The organism is Streptomyces spongiae (assembly GCF_009377185.1).
Classification (GTDB): Bacteria; Actinomycetota; Actinomycetes; order Streptomycetales; family Streptomycetaceae; genus Streptomyces; species Streptomyces spongiae.
Genome location: NZ_VJZC01000183.1, coordinates 1 through 16543, shown reverse-complemented (window position 1 = coordinate 16543; position 16543 = coordinate 1). Strand labels below are relative to the sequence as shown.

Annotated in this window: 13 protein-coding genes; 7 read left to right on the top strand and 6 right to left on the bottom strand. The window is 71.9% G+C overall.

Features of this window, described 5'->3' with window-relative positions; genetic code table 11:
• The 3 genes from FNH08_RS23700 to FNH08_RS23690 all read left to right on the top strand — a co-directional run.
• A partial coding sequence (locus tag FNH08_RS23700; protein WP_152773551.1) for an amino acid adenylation domain-containing protein occupies positions 1–2448 on the top strand: 2448 nt, incomplete at its 5' end.
• Between the two features lie 51 nt (positions 2449–2499).
• Entirely contained in the window at positions 2500–2712 is a 213-nt protein-coding gene (locus FNH08_RS23695) for an MbtH family protein (RefSeq protein WP_152773550.1), read from the top strand.
• 47 nt (positions 2713–2759) lie between these two features.
• Positions 2760–3986 carry a cytochrome P450 gene (locus FNH08_RS23690; protein ID WP_152773549.1) on the top strand — a complete coding sequence of 409 codons (1227 nt, stop codon included), beginning with the start codon at positions 2760–2762 and terminating at the stop codon, positions 3984–3986.
• Here the strand turns inward: FNH08_RS23690 and FNH08_RS23685 are convergent.
• The 6 genes from FNH08_RS23685 to FNH08_RS23660 form a co-directional block, all read right to left on the bottom strand.
• A complete protein-coding gene (locus tag FNH08_RS23685; protein ID WP_322725203.1) occupies positions 3952–5478 on the bottom strand; it encodes an AMP-binding protein in 1527 nt (508 codons plus the stop codon). The two genes, FNH08_RS23690 and FNH08_RS23685, sit on opposite strands and share 35 nt — an antisense overlap.
• The gene (locus FNH08_RS23680) at positions 5475–7784 is read right to left on the bottom strand and encodes a CaiB/BaiF CoA-transferase family protein (protein WP_322725202.1); all 2310 of its coding nucleotides are present in this window, start codon (positions 7782–7784) and stop codon (positions 5475–5477) included. Before FNH08_RS23680 ends, FNH08_RS23685 begins: the two co-directional genes overlap by 4 nt.
• Positions 7785–7801: 17 nt before the next feature.
• Positions 7802–8680, bottom strand: coding sequence for an alpha/beta fold hydrolase (locus tag FNH08_RS23675; protein WP_152773553.1), 879 nt, complete (start codon positions 8678–8680; stop codon positions 7802–7804).
• Between the two features lie 95 nt (positions 8681–8775).
• Positions 8776–9729, bottom strand: coding sequence for a quinone oxidoreductase family protein (locus FNH08_RS23670; RefSeq protein WP_322725201.1), 954 nt, complete (start codon positions 9727–9729; stop codon positions 8776–8778).
• Entirely contained in the window at positions 9726–10547 is an 822-nt protein-coding gene (locus FNH08_RS23665; RefSeq protein WP_152773548.1) for an ABC transporter permease, read from the bottom strand. The genes FNH08_RS23670 and FNH08_RS23665 overlap by 4 nt, the downstream gene beginning before the upstream one ends.
• Positions 10544–11458 carry an ABC transporter ATP-binding protein gene (locus tag FNH08_RS23660; RefSeq protein ID WP_152773547.1) on the bottom strand — a complete coding sequence of 305 codons (915 nt, stop codon included), beginning with the start codon at positions 11456–11458 and terminating at the stop codon, positions 10544–10546. The genes FNH08_RS23665 and FNH08_RS23660 overlap by 4 nt, the downstream gene beginning before the upstream one ends.
• Before the next feature lie 262 nt (positions 11459–11720).
• On the opposite strand from FNH08_RS23660, the gene FNH08_RS23655 reads away from it, so the two are divergent.
• From FNH08_RS23655 to FNH08_RS23640, 4 genes are all read left to right on the top strand, one after another.
• Positions 11721–12965, top strand: coding sequence for an aromatic ring-hydroxylating oxygenase subunit alpha (locus tag FNH08_RS23655; protein WP_228034300.1), 1245 nt, complete (start codon positions 11721–11723; stop codon positions 12963–12965).
• A 115-nt stretch (positions 12966–13080) separates the two neighbouring features.
• Positions 13081–14421, top strand: a complete 1341-nt coding sequence (locus tag FNH08_RS23650; protein ID WP_152773546.1) for a M20 family metallopeptidase — start codon at positions 13081–13083, stop codon at positions 14419–14421.
• Positions 14418–15395, top strand: a complete 978-nt coding sequence (locus tag FNH08_RS23645) for a DODA-type extradiol aromatic ring-opening family dioxygenase (RefSeq protein ID WP_152773545.1) — start codon at positions 14418–14420, stop codon at positions 15393–15395. Before FNH08_RS23650 ends, FNH08_RS23645 begins: the two co-directional genes overlap by 4 nt.
• Positions 15392–16249 carry an alpha/beta fold hydrolase gene (locus tag FNH08_RS23640; protein ID WP_152773544.1) on the top strand — a complete coding sequence of 286 codons (858 nt, stop codon included), beginning with the start codon at positions 15392–15394 and terminating at the stop codon, positions 16247–16249. Before FNH08_RS23645 ends, FNH08_RS23640 begins: the two co-directional genes overlap by 4 nt.
• Positions 16250–16543 lie beyond the last annotated feature (294 nt).

Here is a 16543-nt window from a genome sequence, read left to right as displayed (position 1 = left end):
ACCCTCACCTACCGCGAACTCGACGACCGGGCCGAGCAGGTGGCCCGTCGGCTGCGATCGCTGGGGGCCGGACCCGAGGGCGTCGTCGGTATCGCCCTGCCCCGTACCGCGGACCTGGTCGCCGCCGTCCTCGGCGTCCTGAAGTCCGGCGCGGCCTACCTCCCCCTCGACCCCGCCTATCCGCCCGACCGGCTCGCGTACCTCGTCGACGACGCCCGGCCGGTCGCCGTCCTCGCCACCGCCGGGACGGGCGCGCTGTTGCCCGAAGGAACAGTGATCGTCGGTCCTGAAGTGACACAACATCAGGAACCGTTGCTCGCACCGGCGTTGTCACCCGACAACATCGCCTGCGTCACCTACACCTCCGGCTCCACCGGGCGGCCCAAGGGAGTGTCGGAAACCCACCGCGGCATCGTCGAGTTCGTGGAGTGGACGCATGCCGCGCTCGGCCCGGAGCGACTGGCCAGGGTGCTGTTCTCCACCTCGCTCAACTTCGACGTGTCCGTGTTCGAGATCTTCTCCCCGCTGTTGTGCGGCGGCCGGATCGAGATCGTCGACAGCCTGCTGGCGCTCACCACCGAGGGCAGCCGGGGCGCGAGCCTGATCAGCGGGGTGCCGTCGGTCATGAGCTCGGTCGTCGCCGACCACGCCGAAGTGTCCCCCCGTGTCGTCGCGCTGGGTGGCGAACCCGTCCCCGAACAACTTCTCGCCGACCTCGAAGCAGCCTTCCCCGAAGCGCGGATCATCAACTTCTACGGGCCCACCGAGGCGACCATCTACGCCACCGCCTGGCAGTCCGACCTCGACCCCTACAGCAAGGACGGCCCGCCGCCCCTCGGCCGCCCCCTCGCCCGCAACCGCCTGTACCTCCTCGACCAGGCCCTGCACCCCGTGCCCGAGGGGGTGACGGGAGAGGTGTACCTGGCGGGCGGCGGACCGGCCCGCGGCTACCTGGGGCGCTCCGGGCTGACAGCCGGACGGTTCGTCGCCGACCCGTTCGGTGGTCCGGGGGAGCGGATGTACCGGACGGGCGACCTCGCCGTGCGCGGCTCCGACGGCGGGCTGCGCTTCCTCGGCCGGGCCGACCACCAGGTGAAGGTCCGCGGCTTCCGTGTCGAACTCGGCGAGATCGAAGCCGTGTTGGCGGCACACCCGGACGTGGCGCAGGCGGCGGCCGCCGTACGCGAGGACGGCCGGGGCGACCAACAATTGGTCGCCTACGCCGTGACAGCCGCCGTGACAGCCGTGACAGCCGCCGAGCCGGCCCTGTTGCGCGCACACCTGGCCCGCGCCCTGCCCGCCCACATGGTCCCCTCGGCGATCGTCGTCCTCGACCGGCTGCCGCTGACCGTCAGCGGCAAGCTGGACCGTACGGCGCTGCCAGCGCCCGACGCTCCGGCTCCGGCGCACAGCTCCCCGCGCACCGAGCAGGAGTCCGCGCTGCGCGCGATCGTCGCCGACGTCCTCGGTCTCGAACCGTTCCGCGTCGGCGTCCACGACAGCTTCTTCGACCTCGGCGGGCACTCGCTGCTGGTCCCCCGGCTGACCACGAGGATCCGCAACGAACTCGGCGGTGACCTGCCCGTGCGGGCCGTCTTCGCCACGCCGACCGTGGCCGGGCTGGCGCGGCGGCTGAGCGGCGCCGGTACACCCGGCACGGCGGCCCTGGACGTCCTGCTCCCGCTGCGCACCCGCGGGGAGCGCGAGCCGCTGTTCTGCCTCCCGCCCGCCTCCGGGCTGGCCTGGGGCTTCGCCGGACTCGCCCGCCACCTCGACGTGGACCGGCCGCTGTACGGGCTGCAGTCCCGCGGTCTGGTGCCGGGCGAGCGGGTGGCGATGAGCCTGGCGGAGGCGGTCGCCGAGCACACGGCCCGGATCCGCGAGGTCCAACCCCAGGGGCTGTACCACCTGCTGGGCTACTCCATGGGCGGTCTCGTCGCCCACGGTGTCGCCACGGCACTCCAGGCGGCGGGGGAGCGGGTCGCGCTGCTGGCGATGCTGGACTCCTTCCCCGGGGCATGGACGAGTCAGGGCCCGCGCCCGGGCGACCGGCCGGCCGTGCTGCGCGGCCTGCTGACCATCCTGGGTCGGTCGGCGCCACCGGACGACGACGACCTGACCGACGCCCGGTTCGCGGAGCTCGTACGCAGCGTGGCCGACCTGCCGGGCAGCCTCGACGACGCCGAACTCGCCGCCCTGGTCGAGGTGACGGCCAACAACCGGCGTCTGCTGGAGGAGTTCGCCCCCGCGCCCTACCACGGCGACCTGCTGTTCTTCAGCGCGGCGCAGGATCCGGACGCGCACCCCGACCGGTACGCCGCCTGGCAGCCGTACGTCGACGGCCGCGTCGACCACCACGACATCCCGTGCGCCCACGGCGAGATGACCCGACCCACGGCGCTGGACCGGATCGGGCCCGTGCTCGACCGACGGCTCCGTACCACCTGAACCCCCGACGAACTCCGTACCCCGAACCCCAACTGACAGGAGCGACCGCTCATGACCACCAACCCGTTCGACGACGACACCCTGGAGCACCTGGTCCTGGTGAACGACGAGGGCCAGCACTCGCTGTGGCCCGCCTTCGCCGCGGTCCCCGCGGGCTGGACCGTCGTCCACGGCCGCGCGAGCCGCCAGTCCTGCCTGGACTACGTCGAGCAGCACTGGACCGACATGCGTCCCAAGAGCCTGATCCGGGCCATGGGCGAGTAACGAACTCCAGTAATCCCCGGAATCCCGGAATCCCGGAAGGAAAGCCAATGACCACGCGGCGGACGATCGCTCCCGAGGAGCTCGACACGCTGGACCTGGCCGATCCGCGGCTGCACGCCGAAAGCGACCTGTCCGCGGTGTGGCGCCATCTGCGGGAGCACGAACCGGTCCACTGGAACCCGGCGACCGGCTCCGCCCCCGGCTTCTGGGTGGTGACCCGGCACGCCGACGTCACCTCCGTGTACCGCGACAGCACCCGCTTCACCTCGGAGGGCGGCAACGTCCTGGAGACCCTGCTCGCGGGCGGCGACTCCGCGGCCGGCCGCATGCTCGCCATCACCGACGGGGAGCGGCACACCGGGCTGCGCCGCGTCCTGATGTCGGCGTTCACCCCGCGGGCCCTGGAGCCGATCGTGGCCAGTGTGCGGCGCACGGTGGAACGGCTGCTGCGGGACGCGATCGAGAAGGGCACCTGCGACTTCGCGGTCGACGTGGCGGCCGGTATCCCGCTCGGCGCCATCTGCGACCTGCTCGGAGTGCCCGACAGCGACCGGGCCCACGTGCTCAGCCTGACCTCCTCGGCGCTGGGCTCGCACGACGCGGACAGCACGGCGGCCGACGCGTGGATCGCCAAGAGCGAGATCCTCCTGTACTTCGCGAACCTCGCCCGCGACCGGCGGGAGAGCGGGCACGCGGACGTCATCGCGCTGCTCGCGGGCAGCCGTGTGAACGGGCTGCCACTGGACGACGACGAGATCATGCTCAACTGCTACAGCCTGATCCTCGGCGGCGACGAGACGGCCCGGCTGTCCATGGTCGGCGCCGCCCACGCCCTCCTGGACCACCCCGACCAGTGGCGGGCGCTCCAGCGGGGCGACACCGGCATCGACACCGCCGTGGAGGAGATCCTCCGCTGGACGACCCCCGCGCTGCACTCGGGCCGTACCGCGACCACCGACACCGAGATCGGCGGCCGGGCGATCACGAACGGAGCCGTCGTCACCGTCTGGAACGCCTCCGCCAACCGCGACGAGCGGGTCTTCGACGACCCCGACCGGCTGCGCCTGGACCGGACCCCCAACAAGCACATCACCTTCGCGTACGGACCGCACTTCTGCCTCGGCGCCTACCTGGCCCGGGCGGAGATCGGCGCCGTACTGGCCGGCTTGCGCGACCTGGTGGCGGAACTGGAACAGACCGGCCCGGCGCGGCCCGTCTACTCCAACTTCCTCAGCGGGATCAGCTCGCTGCCGATGGCGCTGAAGGGGGCGTGACGGCGGCACGGTCCCAGGTGCGGGAGGTGACGCCGCGCTCGCGCAGCGCGGCCTTGCGGACCTTGCCGGTCTCGGTGAGCGGCAGGGCCGCGAACGTCTCCACATAGCGGGGCACGGCGAAGGCGGGCAGGTCACGGGCGCAGTGCCGGGCCAGGTCCTGAGGGTCCAGCAGGCAGCCCTCCCGGACGACGACGGCGACCATGACCTCGTCCTCGGCCAGCTCGGAACTCACGGGGAAGACCGCCGCCGCGTCGACCGCCGGATGGGAGCGGACCACCGATTCCACCTCGGACGAGGAGATGTTCTCGCCGCGGCGCCGGATGACGTCCTTGACGCGGTCGACGAACCGGAACCAGCCGTCGGGTTCGCGGACCACACGGTCGCCGGTACGGCGCCAGGAGCCGGGCGCCGGCTCGGGGTCTCCGAGGTAGCCGGTGGCGAAGGCGTAGGGCTGACGGCTGCGTACCAGGAGTTCGCCGGGCGTTCCGTCGGTGACGGGAGCGAGTGCCTCGTCGACGACGCGCGCCGAGAAGCCCGGCCGGACGGTGCCCATGTAGCCGGGCCGGCTCTCCTCCGGCGTCATGCCGATGACGAGGTTCGTCTCCGTCGAGCCGAAACCGTCGACCAGGGTGACGCCGAAGCGCTCACGGAAGTCCTCCCACAGGGGCCCGGGGGCGGCAGGCGCGAGGCTGCGTGTCGCCCGGTGCGCACGGTCATGCGGGCCGGGCGGCTGCGCGAGCAGCATGGGCACCATGGCGCCGAGCAGATAGACGACCGTGGCGCCGGAGTCGGCCACCTGCGACCAGTAGCGCGAGGCGGAGAAACGCCCGGTGACGACGCAGCCCGCGCCCACCGTCATCGCCTGGGCGAGCATGTTGAGGGCGTTGGTGTGGAACAGCGGGAGACAGGTGAACAGGACGTCGTCGGCGGTCAGGCGCAGGGCGGAGGAGACGTTGCGGCCCCAGTGGACGAACTGGGCCTGTGGGCAGCGGACTCCGCGTGACCCTCCCGTCGTGCCCGAGGTGAAGAGGACAGCGGCGGTGTCCTGCGGACAGACGGGAGCGGGAGGCACGGCCGCGGCGGTTCCCGGGCACGGGACGTCCTCGCCGCCCACCCTCCACACGCCCCCGCGATGCCCGGCCTCGATGGCGTACTGGGCCAACTCGGCCTCCGCGTACAGGAATTGAGGCCGGGCCGCGTTCAGCACCTGCCGCAGGGAGCCGCCGCGCAGCCCCGTGTTCAACGGCACCGCCACCGCGCCGAGCCAGGCGCAACCGAGGACCAGATCGACCAGTTCGATCCGGTTGGACAGCAGCGCGGCGACGCGGTCGCCCGGCCGACAGCCGCGCGCCGCGAGTGCCGCCGCCATCGTGGCCGTGGCCTCGCGTGTCTGCGCGTACGTGCGCGTGGTGTCGCCCACGCGCAGGAAGACCCGGTCACCGAACCTCTCGGCCGCCGCCTCGACCAGCCCCGGCACGGTCAGGTCGCTCACCGCAGGATGCCCGCCTCGTGCAGGTGGCGAAGCCGCGCCGCGGACAGACCCGCCACATCGCGCAGCACCTCGTCGGTGTCGGCACCCAGCAGGGGCGCGGGGCGGCGGACCGAGCCCGGTGTGCCGGTGAGCCGGACGGGCACGCCCTCGTGGAGGAAAGGGCCCGCGGCCGGGTGCTCCAGGTGGACGTAGAAGCCACGCGCCCTCAACTGCGGGTCGTGCTCGACCAGTTCGCGGCCGTCCTGCACCGCCCCGGCCGGGACACCCTCCTTCTGGAGCGACTCCGCGGCCAGGTCGGCGGGCAGGCCCCGCGCCCATGTGCCGAGCGCGCCGTCCACCAGCGCGGCCTCCCGCCTGCGGTCATCCGCCGTCCGCAACCGCACGGTCAGTTCCGGACGGCCGATCACCCGGCACAGTGCCGTCCACTCCTCGTCCGAGCGCACGCTCACGGCCAGCCAGCGGTCCGCGCCGAGGCACCGGTACACCCCCTGAGGGCTCCAACGGGGGTGCGCGTTGCCCGCGGGCGACTGGGACGCGGTGAGCAGGCTCGTGCCCATGTGCGCGGCGATCGCCTCCAGTTGGGACAGATCGATGTGCTGCCCGCGGCCGGTCTCCGCCCGGTGCTCCAGCGCGGCGAGCGTGGCCAGCGCGGCCTGGAGCCCGGCCACGATGTCGCCGTGCCCGTAGATCACACCGACCACGTCGTCCGGTCCCCAGCCGGTCAGGCCGGTCAGCCCGGAGGCCGCCGAGACGGTGTCCGCGTACGACACCCAGCCGGCACGCGGTCCCGTGTGCCCCATGCCCGACATGCTCACGTAGACGAGACCCGGGTTGATCTCCCGCAGCGTGTCGAAGCCGAGGCCGAGCCGGGTCATGACCGTGGCGCTGAAGTTCTCCACGAGGACGTCGCAGGAGGCGATGAGGTCCCGGAGCACGGCAACGCCTTCCTCGGTCCGCGTGTCGAGGGCGATGCTGCGTTTGTTGCGGTTGACCTCGTTGAAGTAGCCGTTGGTGTTCGGGTCGGTGTGGGGGCCGCGGGACAGGTGCATGAACGGCGCGAAACGCGTGGGGTCGGGTCGGGACAGCGACTCGACCTTGATGACGTCAGCGCCGTGGTCGGCCAGCACCTTCGTGCAGTACGGGCCCGCGAGCACCCAGGTCAGGTCGAGGACGCGTACCCCGTCCAGGGCGGGTACAGCGGGTACAGCGGGTACGGCGGGGGAGGCGCCCCCGGCCGGCGGCACGGGACGGTCCTCGTCGAGCAGCGACTGGTCGGCGCCGGGGCCGGGCACCGACAGCGAGGTCACCCTGCGGCCTTCCGGGAACGCGAACGGGAAGCCGAGGTCGGTGCGGTCCCCGACGCGGGTGAAGAAGTTCCGCGCGGTGAGCTGGGGGTTGTCGGGCAGTTCGTACGGCAGGTCGACGGCCGCCCAGGGCAGCTTCCGGGCCTGGGCCCGCTCCGCGAACTCGGCCTTCGGCCAGGTGCCCACGAAGTCCTGGACGACCTTGAAGACGTGCTCCTGGTGCTCCTTGCGCTCGACGGGGTCCTGCCAGCGCGGCTCGGCCAGATCGGCCTGCGCCCCCTCCTCGCACAGCCAGGCCAGCAGCGCGTCCCACATACGGGGGCTGCCGCCGAGCCCACCGCCCAGGTGGCCGTCGGCGGCCCGGAACAGGCCGTGCGGAACGAGGGGATGAACGCTCCCCGGCCGCGGCGGCACCCGGTCCTCGTGCAGGTAGGCGAGCGTGCCCGCCTCCAGAGCGGCCGCGACGCACGCCTGCGCGGACACGTCGATCAGCTGCCCCCGCCCCCGGCGACGGGCCCGTAGACCCAGCAGGGCGGCGATCGCCGCGTGGACGCCCGCCAGGTGCTCCGCCTGGTTCTCCGGCAGACGCAGGGGCGGACCGTCGGGATCGCCGACCTGCGCCAGCATGCCGCCCAGCGCGGCCACCACCAGATCGGTGCCCTGCCAGTCGGAACGGGGACCGACCAGCCCGAACGGCGTGACGCGCACATGGACCAGGTGGTCGAGGCCCTCGGCGGCCCGCCCGGCACCCTCCGGCGTACCGTCCAGCAGGATGTCGGCGCCCGTCAGCAGACGGCGCAACCCCGCGTCGTCCGAAGGGGCCAGGCTCACCGAGCGCTTCCCCGCGTGCCAGTGGACGAAGGCGTCGTCCTCGTGCCGGTCGGGGGCGCCGCCGGGGGGTTCCACCAGGACCACCTCGTAGCCGAGTCCGACCAGCAGCCGGCCCGCGAAACGCGTGAACGGGCTGGTCAGTTCGACGACCCGGGGGATCGATGCGCTCACGTGTCCTCCGCTCGCCGTCAGCCGTGCCGCTGGTCGTGTCGCTGGTTCAGGAAGCCGCTGACCACGCTGAAGTAGTCGTACGGCCGCTCTTCCTGGGGGTGGTGCGACGCCTGGTCCATCACGTGCAGACTGCCCCGCGGGACCATACGGGCCAGCATCAACGGATAGTCCGGGGTCAGGAAGGCGTCGTACATCCCCCAGAAGAAGAGGGTGGGGGCCTGGATGAGTCCGAGTTCGGCGGACAGGTCCTGCCAGTCGCCGCGCGGGTTGTCCGAGGCACCGGCGAGCGCGGTCTCCTCGGGGTCGAGGCTCTGCTCGTACCGCAGCGTCACGGTGCCCTCGGGGATGGCGTCCGGGTCGTACCACTCCAGACGCGCCATCAGGGCCCGCATCTTCTCCCGGGACGGGCCGTCACCGCCGTAGTACACGTCGCGCGCGTTGCGTCCGCGCCGTCCGCCCTCGGGCAGCGGGGCGAGCGGGCCGTGGAAGACGGGCATGCTGCCGGTGATGACCAGGGACCGGACGCGCTCGGGGTACTTTGCGGCCAGGTTGAGGGCGATCGTCCCGCCCCAGGAGTTGCAGACGAAGTCGGCGCGCTCGATGCCGAGAGCGTCCATCAGCGCCACGGTCCTGGCCGCGTGGTAGTCCCACATCGGGCCCTCGATGACGGGCTTCGCCGACTTGCCGTACTGCAGGATGTCGACCAGGAGACAGCGGCGGTCCTCGGCGAACAGGGGGGCCACCTGTCCGAAGTCCGACCAGCCGGTGCAGCCCGGACCGCCCCCGTGCAGGAAGACGGTGGGGCTGCCCTCGCCCAGCTCGATGTAGTGGTACTTGACGCCGTCCGCCTCCGCGTAGGCGCCCTGCGGCGGCGCCTGAATGTCCATGAGATCCATAGCCGGATGGTGGCGGGTGGGAGGGGTCCGGCCGAAGCGGTTCGGTCCGCTCAGCGGGCCGGTGAGCTGCTTCATGCCGGACCCCATGGCTGGATTCACGACAGGTCCAGGACGACCCTGCCGATCGCCTCGCCCGTACGCAGCCGTCGTACGGCCTCGGCGAGCCGGTCGGGTGCGTGGCGCTCGATCGGCAGGGTCAGCTCGCCCGACGTGAGATCGGCCTGCAGCCCCTCGACGTCCGCGGCGACTTCCCCGCCCCGGTTCATCAGGTTCACGGGCAGCAGGGCCACGTCGGCCAGGAGCCAGTCCGCGAGGTCCAGGGTGAGCTCGCGGCCGGCGGTGTAGCCGACGAGGGCGGCGCGTCCGCGCGGGCGGACCAGGCCCAGACAGTCCCTCAGCACCAGCCCGCCCACCGTGTCGATGAGCGCGTCGATCTGCCCGCCGACCGCATCCGGCGACAACTCGGCCGCCAGCACGGCCTTGGCGGGCGCCGGGACGTGGGCGAGCTTGGCCGGGCGGCCCACCACACCGATCACCTCGGCCCCGGCCCGCGCGGCGAGCTGCACGGTCAGCGCGCCGACCGCGCCCGAGGCCCCGGTCACCAGGACCCGCTCGCCGGGCCGCACGGCGGCCACGTCATGCACCGCTGCCCACGCCGTACCGGCCGGAGTGAAGAAGGAGCAGGCCAGGGCGGGATCGGTGCCGTCCGGTACGGCGGTCACGGCCGCGTCGGGTACGACGGCGTGGTCCCTCCAGCAGCCGTCACGGCGCAGCCCGAGCCCCTTGCCGTTGACCCTGACCAGGGCGCCCTCGGGATGACTGTCCGAGGCCAGTACGACACCGCATCCGTTGGTGCCGGGCACCGCCGGGAGGTCCGGGAGGATCCCGAACGCGCCGTCGACGACGTTGAGATCGAGGTGCGCGACCTGCGCCGCCAGCATCCGTACGAGGGTGTGCCCTGCCCGCGGCTCCGGCACCGGGCGGTCCATCAGCCGGGGGAGAGAGCCGAACTCCTCCAGGACCAGCGCACGTGACATCTCACCGCTCACAGCTTCACTCCGTACCGACGCAGGACGCGGGACGCCACGATCCGCAGCACACGGTCGAACACGAACCCGAGGACACCCAGGGTGATGATCCCCACGAAGACCCAGTCGATGCGGCCGTAGTTGCGGGAGGTCCAGATCAGCGCGCCGAGACCGACCTGGGCGGCGACGATCTCGGCGGAGACGATGGTCAGGAAGCTGTTGCCCATCGCGAGCCGCGCCCCGGTGATGATGTACGGCACCGTGGACGGCAGCACGACCCCGCGCAGGATCTGCCGCCGGTTCGCGCCCAGGCTCGCCGCGGCGCGCAGTTTCGACTCGCTCACCGCCATCACCCCGGCACTGGTGTTGAGGATGACGATGAAGACCGAGGTGTAGAAGATCAGGACGACCTTCGACGACTCGCCGATGCCCAGCCACACCACCGCCAGCGTCACGAACGCGATCGGCGGGATGAAGCGGAAGAACTCGATGTACGGTTCGAGGAGTTGCCGCACGACCTTGATCTGCCCGATGAACAGGCCCGCAGGGACGCCCACCGCGAGGCCGAGTCCCCAGCCGATCAGGATCCGGCGGCTGGAGGCGAGGATCGAGTTGGTGAGCGTGCCCTCGCGCGCGAGCTCGCCCGCGGCGGACAGGGTCTGACTGGGCGAGGCCACGAGCGAGGCGCCGTAGCGCATCGCCAGCAGCTGCCAGATGCCGATGCCGATGAGGACGGACACCGCGTACAGGGCGAGGGTGCGCAGGCCGAGCCGGGCGGCTCGGGACGCGCGGCGCTCGACGCGTGGCTTCGGGGTGGCGTCGACGGTCACCGTGGTCATCGGTCCTCCTCCGTGCCGAGATCCGCGCCGAGCTTGGTGCCGAGTCCCGTGCCGACTTCTGCGCCGAGATCCGTGCCGAGCTCCGGGTCGAGGCCCTGGTCGCGCAGGGCCTTGCGTACCTCTTCGCCGATGTCCTGCCGCAGGGCGCGCCGCAGTTCCGCGGCCTCCGGGGCCGACGCGTCCCGTGGTCCGGGCAGGTCCACCGGGTAGACGGCCTTGATCGAGGCGGCCGGTCCCGCCGTCATCACGGCGACGCGGTCGGCCAGCAGGATCGCCTCGTCGATGTCGTGGGTGACGAACACGACGGTGCAGCCCGTGGCCTGCCGGATGCGGGTCATCTCCTCCTGCATCACCTGCCGGGTCTGTGCGTCGAGCGCGCCGAACGGCTCGTCCATGAGCACGACCCGCGGCTGGTTCGCCAGCACGCGCGCGATCTGCACCCGCTGCCGCATCCCGCCCGACAGCTGCCCGGGGAACCGGCCGGCACAGTGCCGCAACCCCACCAGGCCCAGGTACTCGTCGGCCAGCGCCGACTGCTCGGCCCGCGACCTGCCGCGCATCCGCGGCCCGAACGCCACGTTCTGCCCGACGGTCAGCCAGTCGAAGAGCGCCTCGCTGCTCTGGAACACCATGCCGAGGTCAGGGTCGGGGCCGGTGACGGGCGAGCCGTCGACGGTGAGGCTGCCCTGGTACGGCCGGACGAAGCCGGCCAGCGCGGACAGCAGGGTGGACTTGCCGCAGCCGCTCGGTCCGAGCAGACAGAGGAACTCCCCGGCGGCGATGTCGAGGGAGATGTCGCGTACGGCGTGGAAGGAGCCGAACCGGATGTCGACCCCGTCGACGCGGACGGACGCGCCGCGCCTGCCGTCGGCCCGGGCGGACGTCGGGTCGGCCTCGATGGCCTTCGTCATCACGATCCTTTCGACTGCGGGAAGGGGACAGGCGCGTCCGGAACCGGAGTCGTCCTGAATTGGCGCACCGTAGAACGCCGCACGCCGGGCCCGCATGGATGTGGGTCCGCTGAGCGGGACACACGCCGTCGGCCTCACCCTCCCCGGGCGTCAACCCTCCCGACACCCCGCGGTCTGCTCAGCGGAACGAGTCCGTGGCCGGGCGCCGCACGTCACCCGATGCTCAAGTCCACGCACCGACGCCGGCAGGAGGTCACGCACGATGACGACGGGTGAAGGATCGCTCGCCCCCAGGAAGGGGGGCCGGCCGACGCGCACCCAGAAGGGGCAGCCCGGCCGGCAGGACTGGACGTCGTGGCCCCACTACGACGGCGCGGCCACCGGATTCCGCGGCTACTGGTACCCGGTCACGTGGTCCAGCCAGGTCACCGGGAACCCGCTCCCCTTCACGATCTGCGGTGAGAAGATCACGCTGATCCGCGACGGAGGCAAGGCGTACGCGCTGCACAACCGCTGCCCCCACCGCGGGGTGCCCCTCTCCGAGGGCAACCAGCAGTTCCCGGGCACCGTCAGCTGCCCGTACCACGGCTGGACCTTCGACCTGCCCACCGGCAAGCTGGCCGCGGTCATCACCGACGGACCGGGCTGCCGGCTGACCGGCAAGGTCGAGGTGCGCACGTACGCGGTCGAGGAGCGCCTCGGCATGGTCTGGGTCTACATCCCCCTCGCCGACGAGGAACCGCACCCCATCGACGAACAACTCCCCGAGGAACTCGTCTCCAACGCCTTCGTGATGGGCGGCCGGATCGAGCCCCGCGGCGGCAACTGGCGCTTCGCCTGCGAGAACGGCTTCGACGAGGGCCACGCCAAGTACCTGCACCGCACGGCACTGTGGCGCCTCTTCAAGCCGATGCCGACCTGGAACATCACCCGGATCGTGCCCAGGGGCCGCTGGATCTTCCGTGTGCAGGACGAGGTCCACTGGGAGGCGGACTTCCCCGGCGTGGGCCGCTGGACCAACAAACGCTGGTGGAAGATGCAGCCGCCGAAGGAGACCTTCAACATCGGCAACACCGGCGCGGCGGACAGCGTCAACCCGACGATCGAGGCCCAGGACTTCCCCGGCTTCGCGTCCCTGTCCATGCCTGGCGTGCTGCGGATCGTCTACCCCAAGTTCATCCACTACGAGTTCTACGTCCCCGTCGACGCCGACCACCACAACTACGTCGGCGTGATGGTCAACTTCACCGAGGGCTGGAAGACGCTCGGCTTCTACGCCAAGTACCTGGGCGCCATCCGCTGGCTGTTCCACGGACAGTTCTCCGGCCAGGACGCCTGGATGGTCGACGTCACCGACGCACCTCCGGAGAAGCTCTACCGCCCCGACGTCTCGCTGACCGCCTGGCGGAACCTCAGCGAGGAGGAGTACGGCAAGAAGCTGGCCGCGACCGGGGCCCACCCCACGAGCGAAGCCGGGGCCCACCCCACGAGCGACAAGGAGGCGTGACCGTGCGCCGCACCCTGCTCACCCTGCTGGCCGGAGTCGCGCTCGCCGTCGGTCTCCCGCAGGCCGCCAAGCGCTTCGCGCGCACCACCATGACCCAGGTCCACAGGATCAACCAATGAGTGGCGACGGACTCGCGGGCCTCGACGCCGAGCGGAAGGGCTGGACCACCGAAGCCTGGCAGCACGTCACCCTGGACCGCCTGCGCGAACTGATCACCGGGCTCGTCGACATCCCGAGCCCCACCGGTGACGAGGGCCCGCTCGCCGCCCACATCGCGGACACGCTGAAGTCGGCGGGATGCCGTGCCGCGGTGCAGCCGCTCGACGACCGCCAGGCGAACGCCTTCGCCCGCCTCGACGGCGACGGCACCGGCCCCGACCTCATGCTGTACGCGCCCATCGACACCCTGACCGTGGGGGAGGAGAGCGAGGACCTCCCCTGGATCGGCCCGGAGCTGCGGGACGACATGCGCCCCGCGGCCACCGTCCATGACGACCTGGTCGTCGGCCTCGGGGCGTCCAACCCGAAGGGCCACGCCGCCTGCGTGATGATGGCCGCCGAGGCGATCGCCCTCGCGGGCATCCCGCTCACCGGGGACCTGGTCGCGGCGTTCGGCGCGGGCGGCATGCCCACCAACGCGCGACCCGGCCCCAGGCACCACACCGGCCAGGGCGTGGGCTGCTCGTTCCTGCTGGAGCAGGGCGTGTGGACCGACTACGCGGTCATCGCCAAGCCCGGCTGGACCGTGTCCTGGGACGAGGTCGGCCTGGTCTGGTTCGAGGCCACCGTCCGCGGCATCCACACCTACGTGGGCTCCCGCCACCGGCTCCCGTACGACAACGCCATCGCCCGCGCCGGTGAGGTCGCCCAGCACCTGGAGGAGTGGTTCGCCGAGTACGCCGGCCGCCACACCTCGGGCACGGTCGCCCCGCAGGGCATCGTCTCCTCGGTGCGCGGCGGCTGGCCGCGCATGGCCGCCGTCACCCCGGCCGCCTGCACCCTCATGGTGGACCTGCGCATCGGCCCGGACACCACCCCGATGCAGGCCAAACGCGAGTTCCTCGCCGCCCTGGACAAGCTGCCGGAGAACGCCGTGAGCGCCGAGATGGTCCTCGCCATTCCCGGCACGCGCACCGACCCGGACAGCTGGATCTGCCGCAGCGCGACGGCCGGCTGGGAGGCGTTCGAGGGACGCGAGCACGAGGTCGTCCGGGGCAACAGCGGTGCCACCGACGCCAACATCCTGCGCGGGCGCGGCATCCCCACCGTACGGGTCGGCATGCCGAAGGTGACCGAGGCGCCCTTCGACATCGACTTCGCCCGGGGCATGAACACCGTCTCGGTACGGGCCATGGAGAAGCTCACCCGCCACCTGGTCCGTACGGCCGTCGACACCGTCACCCGCACCCGCGCCGAACTGGAAGAAGTGGAAGAAGCGGAAGGAGAGGCCGTATGACCGAGATCGTCCTGGGCGTGGGTGCCTCGCACAGCACGCTGATGAACACCCACTGGGAGAAGACCCTCCACAAGGACCGCGCCGAACGCTTCCGCGACGCGCTGCGCACGGCCCGCGACGAACTCGCCGCGGCCCGCCCCGACACGGTGATCCTGGTCGGCTCCAACCACTTCCGCGGCTTCTGGCTGGACCTGATCCCCAGCTTCACGATCGGCGTGGGGGAGTGCGTCGCCAGCGGAGAGTCCGGTACGCCCAAGGGCCCGCAGCCGGTGGACGTCCCGCTGGCCCGGCATATCGCCAACTCCCTCGTGGAGGGCGGGCGTTTCGACGTCGCCTTCTCCGCCCGGCTGCAGATCGACCACGGTCAGTCGCACGCCATCCAGTATCTTCTGGACGGCCTGGACGTGGAGATCGTGCCGCTCGTCGTGAACGTCTTCGCCCCTCCGCTGCCGACCCTGGAGCGCTGCGAGCAACTCGGCCACGCCATCCGCGAGACCGTGCTCGCCTTCCCCGAGGGTCGCCGCGTCGCGGTCGTTGGCTCCGGAGGGCTCTCGCACCGCCTGCCCTGGCCCGACTGGCGCGAACCGCACGGCGACGACGAGGAGTTCATGGTCGGAGGCTGGCTCAACGGCCGGGAGAACTGGCAGGACTACGACGCCCGCCGCCGCGAGATCATCCGCGCCGCCGAGGCCGCCCTCAACCCGGGGTTCGACGACGAGTTCCTGACCCTGGTGGAGCGTGGCCAGACGCACCGCATCACGGAGTACACCACCGAAGCGCTGGAGAAGACCGCGGGCAACGGCGCGCAGGAACTGCGCACCTGGCTGCTCACGGCCGCCCTGCTCGACCACGCCCCCGCCCGACGACTGGCGTACGAGCCCATGCCCGAGTGGCTCACCGGCATGGGCGTCGCCGTCCTCGACCCCGCGTCCTCGACCCCGCACACAGCACCCGCAGCTGAAAGGCAGCCATGAGCATCTGGACCGAACTGACCGGCATCGACCACCGGCACGCCTACGTCGACGCCGGCGGTATCAGGACCCGCGCGCTGCAGGCGGGCCCCGAGGGCGGCGAGCACGTGGTGTTCCTGCACGGCACGACCGGCCACCTGGAGGCGTTCGTCAAGAACGTCCCGGTGCACGCCGAGCGTTACCGCTGCCACGCGATCGACATGCTGGGCCACGGCTACACCGGCAAACCGGACCGCCCGGGTGAGATCCCCGCGTACGTCGAGCACCTGATGGCCTACCTCGACGCCGTGGGCGCCGAACGCGCCCACCTGGTCGGTGAGTCGCTGGGCGGTTGGGTGTCGTCCTGGGCGGCGAGCGAGTACCCGGACCGCGTCGCCTCGCTGCAACTGCTGTGCATGGGCGGTACGAAGGTCAACCCGGCGGTGATGGAACGGCTGAAGACCTCGACGCGGGCCGCAGCGCTGGAGGACGACATCTCCCTCACCCGGGACCGGCTGCGCCTGCTGTGGGCCGAGTGGGACGAGGACCTAGGTGACGAGCTGACCCAGGTGCGGTACGAGATCTACCACCAGCCCGACTTCCAGCGGAACCTGCACAACCTGCTGGCCCTGCAGGAGGTGGAGACCCGCGAACGCAACCTGCTCCGGCCGGACCGCATGGCCAGGATCAAGGCGCCCACGCTGGTGGTGTGGGCCAACAAGAACCCCTTCGGGGACGTCCCGGAGGCCGAGGCCATCGCCACCGCCATTCCCGGTGCCCGGCTTGAGATCTTCAACGAGTGCGGGCACTGGCCGCAGCACGAGAAGGCCGACCTGTACAACCCGCTGAGCCTGTCGTTCCTGGCCGGGGTCTCCTGAGCGGGGGCCTCCCAGCCGGGGGTCGCCGAGTTGGGGTCACCTGGGCCGGGGGCCCGCACCATCCAGCCCCTCCGGCGTTTGAGGAGCGGGGGTCCGGGGGCTGGCCCCCGAAACGGGGCATTCCCAGCCGGGGGCTACCCGCCGGGGCCCCGAGCAGGGGTTTCCTGAATCCGTCACCCATGGTTCCGTGTAGGGGCCATATCCAGCCACCATCCGCGTTCTGAGGTAGGCAACGGACAATCCGGGAGGTTCTTCCCATGACCGTGACCTTGGTCGGCCACGCCGCTGTCTCTT